Source organism: Ruficoccus sp. ZRK36 (assembly GCF_019603315.1).
Taxonomy (GTDB): Bacteria; Verrucomicrobiota; Verrucomicrobiia; order Opitutales; family Cerasicoccaceae; genus Ruficoccus.
This window is the reverse complement of record NZ_CP080649.1, coordinates 1,106,313-1,122,290: the sequence shown is the minus strand read 5'-3', so window position 1 is coordinate 1,122,290 and position 15,978 is coordinate 1,106,313. Positions and strand designations below refer to the sequence as shown.

17 protein-coding genes are annotated in these 15,978 nt (G+C 62.1%); 8 read left to right on the top strand and 9 right to left on the bottom strand.

What is annotated here, in order from left to right; genetic code table 11:
- Positions 1 to 61: 61 nt before the first annotated feature.
- Complete coding sequence (locus K0V07_RS04915; RefSeq protein WP_220623424.1) at positions 62 to 754, top strand: hypothetical protein; 693 nt, start codon at positions 62 to 64, stop codon at positions 752 to 754.
- 212 nt (positions 755 to 966) lie between these two features.
- On the opposite strand, the gene dnaJ is transcribed toward K0V07_RS04915, so the two are convergent.
- The 4 genes from dnaJ to K0V07_RS04895 all read right to left on the bottom strand — a co-directional run bounded on the left by dnaJ (position 967) and on the right by K0V07_RS04895 (position 4,576).
- Positions 967 to 2,097 carry a molecular chaperone DnaJ gene (gene dnaJ, locus K0V07_RS04910; protein WP_220623423.1) on the bottom strand — a complete coding sequence of 377 codons (1,131 nt, stop codon included), beginning with the start codon at positions 2,095 to 2,097 and terminating at the stop codon, positions 967 to 969.
- A 6-nt stretch (positions 2,098 to 2,103) separates the two neighbouring features.
- Positions 2,104 to 2,697: a nucleotide exchange factor GrpE gene (locus tag K0V07_RS04905; RefSeq protein ID WP_220623422.1), complete on the bottom strand. Its 594-nt coding sequence runs from the start codon at positions 2,695 to 2,697 to the stop codon at positions 2,104 to 2,106.
- 36 nt (positions 2,698 to 2,733) lie between these two features.
- Positions 2,734 to 3,534, bottom strand: coding sequence for a hypothetical protein (locus tag K0V07_RS04900; RefSeq protein ID WP_220623421.1), 801 nt, complete (start codon positions 3,532 to 3,534; stop codon positions 2,734 to 2,736).
- Positions 3,535 to 3,619: 85 nt separating this feature from the next.
- The gene (locus K0V07_RS04895; protein WP_220623420.1) at positions 3,620 to 4,576 is read right to left on the bottom strand and encodes a type I phosphomannose isomerase catalytic subunit; all 957 of its coding nucleotides are present in this window, start codon (positions 4,574 to 4,576) and stop codon (positions 3,620 to 3,622) included.
- 182 nt (positions 4,577 to 4,758) lie between these two features.
- On the opposite strand from K0V07_RS04895, the gene K0V07_RS04890 reads away from it, so the two are divergent.
- The 6 genes from K0V07_RS04890 (at position 4,759) to K0V07_RS04865 (ending at position 11,010) form a co-directional block, all read left to right on the top strand.
- Positions 4,759 to 7,392: a DNA translocase FtsK gene (locus tag K0V07_RS04890; RefSeq protein WP_255568156.1), complete on the top strand. Its 2,634-nt coding sequence runs from the start codon at positions 4,759 to 4,761 to the stop codon at positions 7,390 to 7,392.
- Positions 7,393 to 7,634: 242 nt separating this feature from the next.
- Positions 7,635 to 8,531, top strand: a complete 897-nt coding sequence (locus tag K0V07_RS04885) for a helix-turn-helix domain-containing protein (protein ID WP_220623419.1) — start codon at positions 7,635 to 7,637, stop codon at positions 8,529 to 8,531.
- A gap of 76 nt (positions 8,532 to 8,607) precedes the next feature.
- Positions 8,608 to 9,114 carry an adenylyltransferase/cytidyltransferase family protein gene (locus K0V07_RS04880; protein WP_220623418.1) on the top strand — a complete coding sequence of 169 codons (507 nt, stop codon included), beginning with the start codon at positions 8,608 to 8,610 and terminating at the stop codon, positions 9,112 to 9,114.
- A gap of 13 nt (positions 9,115 to 9,127) precedes the next feature.
- On the top strand, positions 9,128 to 9,724 hold the full coding sequence (gene purN / locus K0V07_RS04875) for a phosphoribosylglycinamide formyltransferase (RefSeq protein ID WP_220623417.1): 597 nt from the start codon (positions 9,128 to 9,130) through the stop codon (positions 9,722 to 9,724).
- Positions 9,725 to 9,742: 18 nt separating this feature from the next.
- Positions 9,743 to 10,621: a 50S ribosomal protein L11 methyltransferase gene (locus K0V07_RS04870; protein WP_220623416.1), complete on the top strand. Its 879-nt coding sequence runs from the start codon at positions 9,743 to 9,745 to the stop codon at positions 10,619 to 10,621.
- 23 nt (positions 10,622 to 10,644) lie between these two features.
- Entirely contained in the window at positions 10,645 to 11,010 is a 366-nt protein-coding gene (locus K0V07_RS04865) for a hypothetical protein (protein ID WP_220623415.1), read from the top strand.
- A gap of 12 nt (positions 11,011 to 11,022) precedes the next feature.
- Here K0V07_RS04865 and thiE read toward each other — a convergent pair whose 3' ends face one another.
- From thiE to accB, 5 genes are all read right to left on the bottom strand, one after another.
- Positions 11,023 to 11,661, bottom strand: coding sequence for a thiamine phosphate synthase (gene thiE, locus K0V07_RS04860; protein WP_220623414.1), 639 nt, complete (start codon positions 11,659 to 11,661; stop codon positions 11,023 to 11,025).
- A gap of 26 nt (positions 11,662 to 11,687) precedes the next feature.
- Positions 11,688 to 12,443, bottom strand: coding sequence for an alkaline shock response membrane anchor protein AmaP (amaP, locus tag K0V07_RS04855; protein WP_220623413.1), 756 nt, complete (start codon positions 12,441 to 12,443; stop codon positions 11,688 to 11,690).
- A gap of 83 nt (positions 12,444 to 12,526) precedes the next feature.
- The gene (locus K0V07_RS04850) at positions 12,527 to 12,994 is read right to left on the bottom strand and encodes an Asp23/Gls24 family envelope stress response protein (protein WP_220623412.1); all 468 of its coding nucleotides are present in this window, start codon (positions 12,992 to 12,994) and stop codon (positions 12,527 to 12,529) included.
- Between the two features lie 121 nt (positions 12,995 to 13,115).
- Entirely contained in the window at positions 13,116 to 14,492 is a 1,377-nt protein-coding gene (accC, locus tag K0V07_RS04845; protein ID WP_220623411.1) for an acetyl-CoA carboxylase biotin carboxylase subunit, read from the bottom strand.
- A gap of 63 nt (positions 14,493 to 14,555) precedes the next feature.
- Complete coding sequence (accB, locus tag K0V07_RS04840; protein WP_220623410.1) at positions 14,556 to 15,014, bottom strand: acetyl-CoA carboxylase biotin carboxyl carrier protein; 459 nt, start codon at positions 15,012 to 15,014, stop codon at positions 14,556 to 14,558.
- A gap of 169 nt (positions 15,015 to 15,183) precedes the next feature.
- Here accB and K0V07_RS04835 point away from each other — a divergent pair, with 169 nt between their 5' ends.
- Complete coding sequence (locus K0V07_RS04835; protein WP_220623409.1) at positions 15,184 to 15,966, top strand: LamG domain-containing protein; 783 nt, start codon at positions 15,184 to 15,186, stop codon at positions 15,964 to 15,966.
- The last annotated feature ends 12 nt before the right edge of the window (positions 15,967 to 15,978 follow it).

The window sequence follows — 15,978 nt, the reverse complement described above, 5'->3', positions numbered from 1 at the left end:
AGCCGATTTCACCGCTCACAATCTTGCCATCCTCCCCCGATCACCTAGCCTGTCTTGAAGGATGCACATTCTACCCAGACATACCGCTTCAGCCGCCGCCAACATGGCTACGGACCTGATGCTGCTGGAGGCGTATCCGGTTTCGGATACACCGCGCTTCCGGCACTACGGGTGGAGCGACCCGGCGTGGAGCTTTGGGCTGTCGCAGACCTTTAACGAAACCCACGAGCGCATCCTTGCCCTACCCTGCGAGCTCGTACGCCGCCCCACCGGTGGCGGGCTGGTGGACCACCTCAACGACTGGACCTACGCGCTCGTCGTGCCGCCCGGCGCGCGCGGCTACCGCGACGGCCCCGCCGCGCTCTACCGGCTCGTCCACGAGAAGATCGCCGCCGCCCTTGCCCAACAGGGGCTCGCCAGCGAGCTGCACGCGATCAAAAGCACCGACGGGCTGCACGCGGTCTGCTTCGAGCAGCCCGAGCAGTACGATCTCACCCTACCCGGCGGCGAGAAAATCGCCGGGGCCGCCCAGAAGCGTACCCGCGACGGCCTGCTCGTGCAGGGCAGCATCACCCGCGCCCTCCCTGTATCCATCGACTGGATACAGTTCGAAAAGGATTTCACGACCGGCCTCGCCGCGCTTTTCGACACCACGCCTACGCCCGTCGATGCGCCTGCCTGGGACGAGCAACGCCTCGCCCGCGAGACCGCACGCTTCGCCTCCGCCGCCTGGACACGTAAGCGCTCACTGTAGTATCGCTGGGCTTATGCAGCCCAGACCCGCAGCAGACGAAGCCTGCACTTTCGATGCTGCGCATCGTGATCGCCTAGCAGAGCATCCAGACTGGGTGCCACCATTTGGACAAGCATTCGTTAGGATCATGGGTGCAGGGCTACGCCCTGCTGGGGCAGCGAACGCAGTGAGCGATGGGGCAGAGCCCCATCATTGCCAGCGGGTGCTACCCGCTACTCAAACCACTTCTTGGCTTTTTCGAAAAAGCTTTCGCTGACGGGCTGGTCGGCGTCACCGCAGGCGGTGGCGAACTCCTCCAGCTTCTCGCGCTGCTCACCATTGAGCTTTTTCGGCACCTCGATCTCGACCTGGATAAGCTGGTCACCGTGATGTCCGCCGCGGAGCGTGGGCATACCCTTGCCGCGCAGGCGGAAGGTCGTACCGCTCTGGGTTCCGGCGGGAACCTTCAGCGAGGCTTTACCCTTGAGAGTGGGCACTTCGATGGTGCCACCGAGCGCGGCCAGTGTGAACTTGATCGGGATCAGGCAGTAAAGATCGCTCTCGTGCCGCTCGAAAATCTCGTGCTCCTTGACGTGGATGATCACGTAAAGGTCGCCAGCGGGTGCCCCGGAGGGGCCAGCCTCGCCACTACCTGCTGAGCGCAGGCGTGAGCCGGTATCGACCCCGGCAGGGATCTTTACCTTGAGCGTATGCGTCTCATCGACGACGCCGTGGCCCGAGCACTTCGAGCAGGGCTTTTCGACGACTTTGCCGCGCCCACCGCAGGTCGGGCAGGCCTGACGCACCTGAAAGAAACCGCGCGAGCTGATGACCTGGCCGTGACCGTTACAGGTCGGGCAGGTCTTTTCACTGCTGCCGGGCTCGGCACCGGAGCCGTGGCACTTATCACAGGCGGCCTGACGGCGATACTTGATCGTCTTTTCGACGCCCTCAGCCGCTTCCTCCAGCGAAATCTCCAGATCGTAGCGCAGGTCGTTCCCGCGCTGCGGGCCGCGACTGCCGCCACCGAAGAATTCCTCGAAGATACCGCCTCCGCCACCGCCGCCGCTGTTGAAGACCTCGCGGAAGATGTCGAAGGGATCATGGAAACCGCCCCCGGCGCTGCGCCCGCCGCCCTGCTCAAAGGCGGCATGCCCGTAGCGGTCGTAGGCGGCACGCTTGTCCTCGTTGCTGAGGACCTCGTAGGCGTGGCCGATCTCCTTAAACTTGGCCTCGGCCTCGGCATCGCCCGGATTTTTGTCCGGGTGATACTTCATGGCCAGCTTACGGTAGGCCTTTTTAATTTCCTGCTCGGTAGCCTCCCGGCTCACGCCGAGCAGTTCGTAGTAATCTTTATTCGCCATCCTGGATCAACCTTCGGCGGGGCCGCTGGAGACCACGACCGAAGCCGGGCGCAGCAGGCGCTGGTTGAGCTGGTAGCCCGCCCGGACGAGGGTGAGCACCTTGTTGTCGGCGATTTCGTCGCTCGGGCTTTGCGAGACAGCCTCGTGCAGGTTGTGGTCGAAGTCCTCGCCGGGGGCGGGTTCGATCACCTCAAGGCCATGGCCGTTGAGGACCTGGCGCAGCTGGGCAGCGACGACTTCGAAGCCTTTAGCCACCTCGGCGGCTTCCGGGTGGTTACCGGCGGCAGCGAGGCCGAGACGAAAATTATCAAGCGCGGGCAGCAACTCCTCGATCAGGACAGCGTTGGCCAGCAGGCGCGACTCTTCCTTTTCGCGGGCGGCGCGGCGGCGGAAATTATCCAGATCGGCCATGGAGCGCAGGTAGCGGTCCTCGTAGTCCTTGGCCTGGGCCTGGGCTTTGTCGAGCTCGGCGAGCAGCTTTGCCGTCTCCGAGCCGGCTTCGGCGGAAGCCTCCTCAGGAGCGACCGCTTCTTCCGGCGCAGGCGCGGCCTGTGCCTCGGTGGCCGCTTCCGGTTCGTTGCTTTCGGGTTTCTCCTTCATAGACATTTGTGTAAGGGGAGAAACCATTACCCAATCTTAGAGAGATTCAAGGGCTTTTTTAGCATCTTCACCGTGTTCACGGATCAGTGTGTCGATTTTATCGGGGATAATTTCGGGCGTACGCGGCTCGATATCCGCGAAACACTGAACCGGAAAAGTCGCAAAAAGCGCCCGGAAAAAGGCCGGCCCGAAACCGGGCAACCCACTCTGCCGCAACGCCTGCTGCACCTCCGGGAAAACCTCCGAACTCAGGCTCACACCGGTAAATTCGCCCACGTACTCCACCTTGTAGCGGGCAATGTCCGGGCGACCGATGGAGTGGTTCTCGATAATAACCTCGCGGATCGCGAGCCGGAAGCTCTCCAGCTGCGGGCCATCGGCAAGCGCCGTGGCGGCGGCTTGATCACTGATGGTCGGCTCGTATCCCACCGCATCGATAAAGGCCGCCAGGTTACTGGGACCACGCTCGGGGATGACCACGGTGAGCGAATCAATCACCATATCCACCTCTCGCGCGCGCCAGTCTCCCTCAGCCACCGCAGTCAGGGGCAGCTTCACACTGAGCCCACGGATGTGCAGGAAACTCTCCTCCGGGAAACCGGGGGGATTTCCCACCACGATGTCCTCAAAGACGATCTCCTGCGAAAGCAGCTCGAGGTTGGCGTCGTCGATCTGCACGTCAAAGCCGCTATGCTGCTCCATCCACTCAGAGACGAACTTCGGGGTCCACGCCTCGGCCACCCAAAACAGTACGATGAGCGCAATCACCGCCAGCACCAGCAGTGTCGCCAGCACCGAGCCCAGACAGCCAATGGGTTTAAAGAGGAGTTTTAGCATCGGTGAGAGAAGCTGTTATCAATGATGGTGACCAAAGCAGCAAACGCAGTGAGCGACGGGCAAACCCCATCAATGGCCAGTGCGGTCACGCACCCCCGAAACCATCCGTCACCAGCACGGTGGTCGGCGAGTGAATGGCCTCCAGCGTGAAGCTCTCCGCATAGGGAAGCAGAACATTTGCACTGCGACCGATTGTGGTCTCGTCCGCACAGTCGCGCAGCGCACCGTCGACCACACCGATCAGACGCGGCTGCTCCCCGGCGGGGAACTCCAGCTTCTGGCCAGAGCGGAGTGTATAGCGGGTGATGTTAAACAGCTCGGATTCGGCGATGACTTGCTTGTCGCCCACCGGACGCAGGAGGTCCGGCTCGTAGTCGTTGAACTCGATACACTTGAGGGACTCCTCGATGTGGAGCTGGCGCGGCTGGCCGTCGAGCCCGACACGCCCCCAGTCGTACACGCGGTAGGTCGTATCGGAGTTTTGCTGGATCTCCAGGATCAGGCAACCGGCGTCCAGCGCGTGCAGGCGGCCACTGCGCACAAACATCGACTCGCCCTTTTTGGCGGGGATACGGTGCACGAGAGGCTCGGCCCGGTTTTCGCGCAGGGCGGTTTCAAATTCCTCGCGGGTGACGCCGTTTTTCAGCCCGATGAGCATGGCCGCGTGCGGCTCGGCCTCGGCCACGTACCAGTTTTCGGTCTTGGGCTCGCCGCCGAGGCTCGGAGCGATGTCTGCCGGGGGGTGAACCTGCAGGCTCAGACGGTCCTGACAGTCCAGCCACTTGACCAGAATCGGAAAGGGGGTCGAGGCATCGTAGCCGGGCCCCATCACGGTGTCGGCGTGCTTTTCCACCAGTTCACGCAGGGTCAGCCCTGCCTGCGGCCCTTCGGCCACGACAGACTGGGCCTCGGGGCGATCCACAATCTCCCAGCTCTCGCCGATAGGGGCCTCGCCGGGCAGAGCCCGCCCGAGTTGGTCTGCCAGACCACGTCCGCCCCAGACACGTTCCTGATAAATAGGTTTGAAAGCGTAAAAGCGCATGACCCAACGCTAAAGTCCCCGGCAGCGGCGGTCAATGTCAGGGTGATCCTATCGTCATTGGGGGTATAATCCGCCCCGGCTGGGGTCAAGGGGCCTGCCTACCTACCGCACACCACTTGATGCAGTCATGAAAACTACCGGTATTGGGGTTCGGGCTTGTTTTTGAACGCAGCACGGGTAGGATGGTCTTTTTGGAAATGGGCCTCTTCTCGAAAAAACCTGCCGCCACGCAGGAGAAAACATCTTTCGCCCCGCGCCAACCCCAGTCCAAGCCTTTCTGGGCCTTGGTGGTGCTGGCTCTCAGCATCATCTATATTGTTGCCTTGCTGGACTTTAACCCGAGCCAGTCGCCGCATCTGCATGTCGGCGGGGACTCGGACCAGAACCTCACGGGCACCCTTGGCGCCGAGCTGGCATACCGGACGTTTTGGCTGTTCGGGATCGTCTCGTGGCTGATCCCGCTGCTGCTGTTCTGGATCAGCTATCTCCTGCTTTTCCGGCAGGCCCACCGGGTCCGCCTGCGCCTGGCGATCTCGGCTGTGTTCTTCCTGATCTCGCTGACCGGTCTGTCCACCCTCGTCGATGAGCAAGTCTTCGAAACGCCGCGCCCGGAGGAGTTCAGTTGGAACGCTCCCGCATCGACCGATACCGGCCTGCAGATTCTTACCACCAGCCAGGGTGCCCCGGAGCGTCGCTACTACTTTAACGGACTCGGGGGGCTCATGGGCCGTCTGGTCTTCAATAACCTGGCGATCAAGTACGCCGGTTCCTTTGGCACGAGCCTGCTCATCCTGCTGATTTTCCTCGTGAGCGGGCTGTTTCTGTTTACGGACAACCTGCAGCAAACGCTGGAGCGCCTGGAGCAAAAGCGCAAAGCCCGCAAGGAGCGCCAGGCCGAACTTAAAGCCGCCCGTGCCAAGCAGGCGCCGCCCGAGCGTTCGATCAAGGGGGTTTTCCCCAGCAAGAAGGCACCGCCGCCCAAGAAGGAAGAGCGCAAGCCCTCCCTGCGCAGCGAAGATGAAGCCATCATCACGCCCGGCACCGCCCCGGAAGAAGCTGCGCCCGTGGAAGAGCCACCTCCCCCCGCTCCTGAGCCTGCTGCCGCCTCCGGCCCGAAGAAAGGCCCTGCCATCTTTAACCTCACCCGCAAGAAAGAGGCCGAAGACAAGGCTCAGGCCCGCAAGCCCCTCTCCGTCACCCAGCATCCACTCAAGATTCTGGACAGCGAGGTCACTGAAAAGGCCCGCATCACCCGCCCTGAGAAAAAGGGTAACCACACCTTCCCCTCGATCGAGCTGCTCAACGAGCCCGTGCAGCCCGGCGAAAACCACGCCTCCCCCGAGGAGCATCAGGAGCGCGCCCGCGACATCGCCCGCATTCTGGACGAGTTTAACGTCAAGGTGGAGCCCGCCGAGGTCCAGACCGGGCCGGTCATCACCCGCTACGAGATCGTGCCCGCTCCCGGCGTGCGCGTAGAGAAGATTCTCAACCTGGACAAAAACCTCGCCCTGGGCCTGCGGGCCGAGGCGGTGCGCATCCTCGCCCCCGTCCCCGGTAAGGGCACGGTCGGCATCGAGGTGCCCAACCCCAAGCCCCTGCCCGTAACGATGCGCGAGATCGTCGAGTCCCGCGCATGGGCCGAGTCCAAGGCCGAGATCCCGGTCGTCCTGGGTAAGGACGTGACCGGCAAGCCCATTGTCGAAGACCTGACCCGCATGCCCCACATGCTCATCGCCGGTTCCACCGGCTCGGGTAAGACGGTCTGCATCAACTCCGTCATCGCCTCCCTGCTCTACCACGCCGCCCCCGAGGACCTGCGCTTCCTCATGGTGGACCCGAAGGTCGTGGAAATGCAGGTCTACAACAAGCTGCCGCACATGCTGATCCCGGTCGTGACCGAGCCCAAGAAGGTGCCCGGCGCGCTCAAGTACCTGATCAGCGAAATGGAACGGCGCTACCAGATTTTCGCCAAGGTAGGCGTGCGCAATATCGCTGGCTTTAACGCCAAGATCGCGAAGAACAAAAAGGAACGCGCCGAGGCCGAGGCCCGCGAGGCAGAAATGTCTTCGGCCATGAGCCCGGAGGAGCGCGCAGCCGCTTCCAACCTGGAAGTCCCCCGCGACGACGACGTGGAGTTCGAGATCCCCGACAAGCGCATGCACTACATCGTGTGCATCATTGACGAGCTGGCCGACCTCATGATGGTCGCCCCGCAGGACATCGAGACGGGGATTGCCCGCCTCGCCCAGCTCGCCCGTGCCGCCGGCATCCACCTCATCCTGGCCACCCAGCGCCCCTCCGTGAACGTCATCACCGGCGTGATCAAGGCCAACTTGCCCACCCGCGTCTCCTTCAAGGTCGCCTCCAAGGTCGACAGCCGCACCATCCTCGACCAGGGCGGTGCCGAGGCCCTCATCGGTAAGGGCGACATGCTCTTCGTGCCTCCCGGCACCTCGAACCTCGTCCGTGCTCAGGGTGCCTTCGTCTCCGACGACGAGATCAACGGCATTGTAGATTTCCTCAACGACAAGAATGGGGACCCGAGCTTCGCCGAAGAGGTGCAGCAGCAGATCGAAGCCGGTGGCGAGGAAGGCGGCGGCGGTGCCGAGGGAGAATGGGACGACGAGCTCGTACCCGCTGCCATCGACGTGCTCCGAGCCACCAAGCGCGCCTCCACCTCGATGCTCCAGCGCCGCCTCAAGATCGGCTACAACCGCGCCGCCCGCATCATGGAGATCCTCGAAGACGAGGGCATCGTCGGCCCCGAGAACGGCTCCAGCCCCCGCGAGATCATGCGCGACCTGGACAGCCTGTAACCAGGGCATAGCCCTGGACCCGCGTGATGCTCACACATCACTGAAGCCGCCGCCTGAAGTGGCGGCCTGGGCAACGGTAGTTGCGCCAACTCAAGCGAACTCCTCTTGCGCAATCGGAGAATAATTGAGGGAGCGAACGCAGTGAGCGATGGTGCCTCGCCCCATGTTTGTTCAGTGTGGTCACGCACCCTGCTTTCTGCCTTGCCATCCGTTAGGGAATTCTCACAGACTCAGGATTTTACATGCCAAACATCGGAGACAGATTAGAGGAAGCGCGCAAGCGGCAGGGTATCTCCATCCGCGAAGCTGCCGAAGGAACGAAAATCCGCAGCGATTTCCTCATGAACTTCGAGAACAACCAGTTCGATTTCGATCTGCCCGATGTTTATAAGCGCGGCTTCCTGAAAATTTACGGCCACTACCTCAAGCTCGATACCGACAAGCTGATGACGGACTACAACGCCGTCCTGCTCGGGTCCAGCAAGCTGGCCAACAAGCGCGACAGCCGCGAGTTCTTCGGCCGCATGGATCTGCCCGAAGAGACAAAGACTCTCGGCAGCACGGACTCCGCCCCGCCCTTTGGCGAGCACAGCCCGAAAGTGGTCAAGACCGCACGCCTCAAGGACCGCCCGAGCAGCGCCCACGACGGCCCGGCTGATCCGGTCGAGCAGAACACGGACAAATCCCTTTACTGGAAAATCGGCCTCATCGTAGCAGGCACGTTTGTACTGGTCGGCCTGCTGGCCGTCCTCGTCAACATGCTCATCAGCCCGAGTGATCCAGCGGTTGAGGACGACACCGCCCCGGCCTCCGCCGTCTCCAGCGGGAGTTCAACGACCACCCCCCTCCAGCCCGCCACCACACCTGCCGAAGCTGGCGACGTGACCATCACCGCCACCGGCGGTAATGCCTACGTACTCGTACGCCAGGAAAGCGACCTGCAGGAACTCTTTAAGGGCAACCTCAGTGACGGTCAGTCTACGACCCTGAGCCGCGCCGGTACCATCCGCGTGGTCAGCCCTGAGATCCAGAACGTCACGGTCGAGATCGACGGTCAGCGCTACAAGTCCAACCAGACCGGACTGCGCCAGACCTACTACGGCATGGACGGTCCGATCGCTCCTCCCCAGAGCCGCTAGGCGGAGTGCCCTAGTCGTACCGAGGAGCGGGCTAAAGCTTGACCCCAAGCCATAGCGGGCGAAGTATGCGGACTTTATGCCGCCCGCACTCGACATCCCCAAGCTTCTCAGCCTCGACGACGCTGCCCGCCAGCGTGAAGACGCCCGCCAGGCCGGGGAAAAAGTCGTGCTCACCAACGGATGCTTCGACCTGCTGCATACCGGGCATCTGTTTTTCCTGAAGAAAGCCGCCGAGCAGGGTGACCGGCTCTATGTCGCCCTCAACGGCGATAAGAGCGTGCAGGCGCTGAAAGGCCCCACCCGCCCCGTGCAGAGCGAACAAGAGCGCGCCTACCTGATGGGGAACCTGCCCTTTATCGACGCGCTTGTCATCTTTCACACGCCGCGGCTGACTCACGAGATTCAGGTGCTGCAGCCAGACGTATACGTCAAGGCCGGTGACTACGACATCGGCAGCCTCAACCCCGAGGAGCGCGCGGCGCTCGAAGCCTGCGGGACCGACATCCGCTTCCTGCCTTTTCTCGAAGGCTACAGCACCACTTCGCTCATCGCGAAGATCCGCGCTGCCGCCGACACATTCTGACCCCCAACTTTACATGGTACGCATCGTATTACTTGGTTCCGGCCGTGGCAGTAATGCCGAGGCCATCCTCAAAGCACAGGACGACGGCAAGCTCGGACTGGCCCAGGTCGTGGGTATCTTCTGCGACAAGCCCGAGGCCCCCATGCTCAAGCTTGGCCCGCGTTTTGACGTGCCCGCCTTTTACCTGCATCCGGGTAAGTTCAAAACCAAGCTCGAAGGCGAAGCCGAAGCCCACTGGATCGAGACCATCCAGCGCCTGCAGCCGGACTTCATCGTGCTGGCCGGCTTCATGCGGGTGATCAAGCCGCCCTTTATCGAGGCCTTTAACGGGCGCATCATCAACCTGCACCCCAGCCTCCTGCCCAAGTATCCCGGCCTGCACTCCATCCAGCGCGCCATCGAGGCCGGTGATGCCGAGACCGGCTGCACCGTCCACTGGGTCACCCCCGAGATCGACGCTGGCGAAATACTCGGCCAAACACGCGTGCCGATCGAAAAAGGCGAGCCGCTGGAAGCCGTCGAGGCAAAGGTCCACGCCGCAGAGCACGAGCTCCTGCCCGCCACCATCCGACGCCTCTCCGACGAGCTCATGCTCGGCAACCTCCAGTAACTTTTCGCACCCATCCCAATGTTTATCCTCAAAACCGAAGTCCCCACCGAACTGGCTGAGGCCCTCGAAGCCTACTTCTGCGAAGAAGGGCTCCTCGACTGGGGCATCGAATCCGCTCCCGGCGGCCCCCTTTTCCTCAAAGGCTTTTACGAAACGGAGGCCGAGGCTGACGCCGGGCTGGCCGCTCTGCGCGAAGCCTTCGCTGAGCTGCCCGCTGAGTTCGCCCGCGAGCAGATCGAGGACCGCGAGTGGCAGGAAGCGTACAAGGAGTTCCTAAAGCCCTGGGCCAAGCCCCCGCTGCACTGGGTGCCCGCCTGGGAACGTGAGAGCTACCCCCTGCCCGACGGGGACGTGGCCCTGTACCTGGACGCCGGGATGGCCTTCGGGACGGGTAGCCACGAAACGACCCGCCTGATGGCGCGCCGCCTGCTCGACTTTCGTGCGGAGCGCGGGGACGCCTTCCCCTCCCAGCGCATCATCGACGCCGGGTGCGGCTCGGGCATCCTGGCCCTGTCCGCCGTCCTGCTCGGTGCAAAGAATGTCTACGGCTTTGACCAGGACCCCGAGGCGATCCGCGTCAGCCGCGAGAACACGCTCTTTAACAAGATTTCCCCCGAGGCCGTCGCCTTTGCCGAGGCTGGGATCGAGTCCGGCCTCGAAGGCCGCCAGACTGACTTCATGATGGCCAACATCCAGGCCGACATCCTGAAGATTCACGCCGCCGGGCTGTTCGCTGCCATGGCGCCAAACGGTACCCTCGCCCTCAGCGGCATCCTCGCCCGCGAGCTCGATGAGGTGAAAGAGCATTTCAACACCGTCGCGACCGAGGCGGGCATCAGCTATCGCGTGGACACGCGGGTAGATGGCGAATGGGCCGACCTCTGCTACTTTTTGTAAGATAACCTTGTAACCATATTGCCATGGATGAGCAGGAGAGAGCCACCGTCAGCCAGACGCTGTTAAAGGAGTTCTACCCGCTTGCGGCTCAGACGTGCAATAACCCGGAGGCCACTCAGCAGGTCCTGTTTGATTTTCTGGTCGTAGCCATACAGCAGGGCTTCAACGCCGCCGAGGCCATTGCGGTCCTCACCCAACGCCCCGGCGGGCTGCTCCTTAAGCTGGGGAATTTCTACGGCTCACAGGACCTGAAAGGATTTGTCGAGTACCTGAAGGGTTTGGAAGTCAGAGACCTTTACACCGCTGCCGGAGTACCGGCAGAGCGCGATTTTGAGAAAGATCCGGCATCCGGCAAGTGGCGCCTGAAGGCAACAAACACGCAGCCTTGACCAGACCGGTTATCAGCGACTGCACGCCGACTTATAGTCACGGATGACCGCTGCCGAATCCTCCGCGCACAGCACATCTGAAACCGCAACCACTCGGCGCGCTCCAGCCGCGAGCACCTGAGCTACATTGTGGAGCTTGATCCCCCCGATGGCGAACCACGGTAGCGGTGCATCCAGCCCGGCGACATGGCTGACAAGGTTCAGGCCCACGGGCGTGTAGTCCGGCTTGGTCGGGGTGGCAAAGACCGGACCCACGGCGAAGTAGTCGAGGACCGCCGCATGGTCAATCGCGCCAGCAGCCTGATCCGGTGAGTGCGTGGAGAGGCCGAGCACACGCCCCTCTCCGAGACGCTCGCGTGCTTCATCCGGCGGCAGGTCATCCTGCCCGACGTGCAGCCCCAGCCCCGGGAAAGCCAACGCAGCCTCCAGATCGTCGTTCACGACCAGCGGCACTTCCGTGTCGGCAAAAAGCGGGACGAGCGTATTTAAAATTTCGATACGCTCCGAAGTGTTTTCGTGCTTGGCGCGCAGCTGGATAATATCCGCCCCACCGGCCAGCAAGGCCCGGCACTTGTCCACCAGTGAGTCACGCGGCACATAGCCGGTATCCAAAATAGCGTAAAACAACGCCGACTGCAGGTCTGCCGCCATGGGATAACTCTCCGAGCGAACCCCGCTCAGGCCTTCTTTTCGCGATCTTCGTCCGACTCGGAAACATGCCCGGGTGCGAAAGGATCGTCGTCGTCGGCAGTAGCATCGACCGGATCCTCGACCTCGTCCTCATCGGACGGCGTGGATTTACGGCTACCCCAGCCGAAAAAGCTCCGCTTGGGCTTGGGCTCGGATTCCGTGTCCTCGGCGACATTGTCGAGCTCAGGCTCGCTCGGGCTCGTGGCGGGGACGAAAGAGTCCTCCTCGGCCCGTGCCGGAGCCACATCGGGGACAGGAGCGACGGCCACAGGAAGTGCCTCCTCCTCGGGAGGTGTGGTCTTCTTGTTATGGCGAATCCCCTTCAGGCCGATGTCGATACGCACGCTGCGCCGATCGAGGCTTAGCGTGTCCTGCAGGACATCCTCGATGCGCGTCTGGAGCTTGACCGCAACGTCATTCAGACGCTGGTCTTCGTTCAGGCGCAGATCGATGCGGATGGCGAGCCGTCCACGGCGAGCCTTGATGTGGACCTTGGGGCGATGAGCGGCGTTGACGTGGCGGCAGGCACCGAGAACGAGATCACGGATGGCCCCGCGTGTCACCTGCACACGCCCGGAAGTGGTCTTGAAAACCCGGATCGGACGCCCGCGACGGCGCAGCATACCGACACCCAGCAGCAGAAACAGCAGGACAATGGCGACGCAGATCACGAGCACGCGGTCCTGCAGGTACGGCTCAATCTGCGTGTGATAAAAACTCAGAATCTTGTTTTCCTCGTTCATACGCTGTCAGTCCCTGATGGTGGCTTTCGCCGGGAGAAAATGGGATCGCCGGCCTGCGGAAAGCAAGCCGACGGGATCAAAAACTAGTCGGTGTGGGGCTGCTGCTCCCACTGCTCGGCGCTCTTCTTAGCCGACTCGGGCTGCTCCATGCGGACGCCGTCGATAAAGACTTCGACCTTGGCCACGCCTTTGCTGGTCATGGCTTCGACCTGCTCGCGGATCGTCTGCTGGACGATCTTGGCGGTCGTGGCGATGCTGACCCCGAAGCGCATTTCCACGTGGATCTGGATCAGGTAGTTTTCCGCTTCGTCTTCCTTTACCTCGACGCCGCGGTCGCCCTTCTTGGCACCGAGAGTCTCCCACAGGCCATCAGCGAAGGTACCGCCCACGGAGTACACACCGTCCACCTGCAGCGCGGCCATCTTCACGATATTGGCGACCACAGGGATGTTAATATGAATCTCATCGGAGCTTTCCGTAGCTTCAACCGGAGTAGGGATGCTATTGGGATCCGATTCGTCGGCGGGCTGGGAAGGTTTCTTGGCTGGCATAAGAGTTTCTCGGTTAAGGTTAGATCAGAGGATATTGTGCATCTGCGCAAGCGCTGGAAGAAGCCTTGAGGCAAAAAGGCGGCTCGGCAAAGCAAAAATCGCGGCCCCGAAGACTGACGAATCAGTCCTCAGCCGTCGCGAAGAGATCCTTCGGCGTGCGCTCCATAAAGTCGCCCACAAACTTCGTGGTGGCTTCACCGGAGCGGAAGACCGGGTCCTTCATGATAGCGGCACAGAAGGGAATCGAGGTGCGGATGCCACGGATGATGTACTCGTTAAGGGCACGGTACATGCGGTCGATGGCGATCTCACGGGTCTGCCCGTAGGAGATGACCTTGGAGATCATGCTGTCGTAGTAGGGAGGCACGACATAGCCACCATAAATGTGCGAGTCGATACGAACGCCATGGCCACCGGGCGGGTAGTACAGGTCGATCTTACCGGGGCACGGGGCAAAGTTGCGGGCCGGATCCTCGGCATTGATACGGCACTCAATGGCGTGGCGGATGAAGCGCACGTCCTTCTGGTCGAGGTCGAGCTTTTCACCAGCGGCGATCGCGATCTGACGCTTGACCAGATCGTAGCCGGTCACCTCCTCGGTGATACCATGCTCGACCTGGATGCGGGTGTTCATCTCGATAAAGTAGAAGTCACCGTTTTTATCGACGAGGAACTCCACCGTTCCGGCATTCTGATAGCCGCACTCTTCGGCGATGGCCACAGCGGCCTTACCCATTTTCGCGCGCAGCTTCTCATCCACGAAGGGGGACGGAGCCTCTTCAACCACCTTCTGGTAGCGGCGCTGCACCGAGCAGTCACGCTCACCGAGGTGGATGATCTTACCGTGCTCGTCACCCAGGAGCTGGAACTCGATGTGGCGCGGGTTTTCGATAAATTTCTCCACGTAGACCGAGCCATTCCCGAAGGCTTTCTCGGCCTCAGCGCGGGCCAGCTGGAACTCGCGGACGAAGGCCACGGCGTTGTGGGCCAGGCGCATGCCCTTACCACCCCCACCGGCGACGGCCTTGATGATCACCGGGAAGCCGATCTGCTTGGCCAGCTTGAGGGCTTCGGTCTCGGTCTCGACGGGACCGTCGCTGCCGGGGATGACCGGGGCCTTGGCCTTGAGGGCGACGGACTTGGCCATCGCCTTATCCCCCATCAAGCGGATGGTAGAGGAGTTCGGGCCGATAAACTTGATGTTGCAGCTCTCGCACTGCTCGGCGAACTCGGCGTTTTCCGAGAGAAAGCCGAAGCCGGGGTGAATCGCGTCCACATCGGCAATCTCGGCCGCACTGATGATGCGGTCAGCCTTCAGGTAGCTCTCGCTGGAGGCGGCCGGACCGATACAGATGGCCTCGTCGGCCAGCTGTACGTGCAGGGACTGCTCATCGGCCTCGGAGTAGACGGCCAGGGTCTTGACGCCAAGCTCACGGCAGGCTCGTACGATGCGCAGGGCGATTTCGCCGCGGTTGGCAATAAGGATTTTCTTGATCATGGGTGCTCGGGTGGCCGCGTGCGTTCACGCGGAGGCGCGGGATGACGTTGGGCGGGCGGAGGCTCAGGAAGCCTTGATCTTGAAAAGCGGCTGGCCGTACTCGACCGATTGGCCGTTCTCCACGAGCACTTCCAGGATCTTGCCCTTGGCCTCAGCGTGAATCTCGTTCATGACCTTCATGGCCTCGATGATACACACGACAGAGTCGGCCTTGACGACGGCCCCGATCTCCACGAAGGACGGGCTGTCCGGGCTGGGGGCACGATAAAAGGTGCCTACCATGGGCGATTTGATGAACTCGGTGCCCGGCTCTTCGACGGGCTTGGCCGGGGCGGCAGGAGCCGCGGGAGCGGCAGCAGGAGCCGGGGCGGCAGGCGCCATGACAGGTGCCGCGGCAACCGCGACAGGCTTTTGAGACTCACGGCAGATGCGCAGCTTGAGGTCCTTTTCCTCGATTTCGAACTCAGTGAGGTCCGAACGCTTCATCAACTCTACGACTTGTTTGATTTCCTTAAGGTCCATGTCGGCTAAATTTTTTGGATCTGAAAAGGTGAGCAGAAAGGCCGGTGCACGCCAGCCCGAATAGATTAAATGTTAAGATTAGGAGAATTTCCGGCCCGCGGGCAATGTTTTGTTTGTCACAGCTTTTTGGTCTTTTCCCCGGAGGCGTATTTTCCACTATGAAATACCTATGAGTTCCTCCGAGCACGTTTGCCCCGACATGATCCTTGACGCCACCCCGGCGACATTTCCCGGTTTGATCACATTCTGGAACTTCACAGAGAGTGGCACGACCTTTAAAGCCGAAGAAGGCGAGCCCTACGCCCTGGAGTCACGCACCGGCGAATTAACCGTCGAGGCCGTACCCGGCGCCCCCCTGGGTGGTCAAGCCCTGCGCATCGACGAGGGCGACTGGCTCAACTGCGCTCGGGCTGCCTGCCCGAGTCTCGATATCCACGGCCCGGAAGGCCGCCTGACCCTTGTGGCCTGGGTCCGGCGTCAAAAAACCGCTCACGGGAACTGCGAATTCATCGCCGGGCAGTGGAACGAGAGCCATTGCGGCCGCCAATACGGGCTTTTTCTCAATATCAGCGTCTGGCAACAGCACCATCAGGTCTGCGGGCACCTCTCGAATGTAGGCGGCCCCACCCCGGGCTTTAAATACTGCATCGACGGGCCGGTCGGCGCAACGCCCGTGTCCTGCGATGAGTGGGCAGTCGTGGCCATGAGCTACGACGGCCAAAATGGGTATGCCTGGCTCGACGGGCAACTCGACGCCCGCGCCGGGCTCAACCCCTACTCCCTCTCCGGTGGCCTGCACGATGGCGGCCCCAAGGGCTCAGACTTCACCGTCGGGGCCGTAGACCGCAGCGGAGAGATCGGAAACTTCTTTACCGGGCACATTGCCGGGCTCGCCGTTTATAACCGGGCTCTCAGCCCTGCGGAAATCTACGCGCTCTCCCGCCTGCAATAAGCCCGCGCGGAC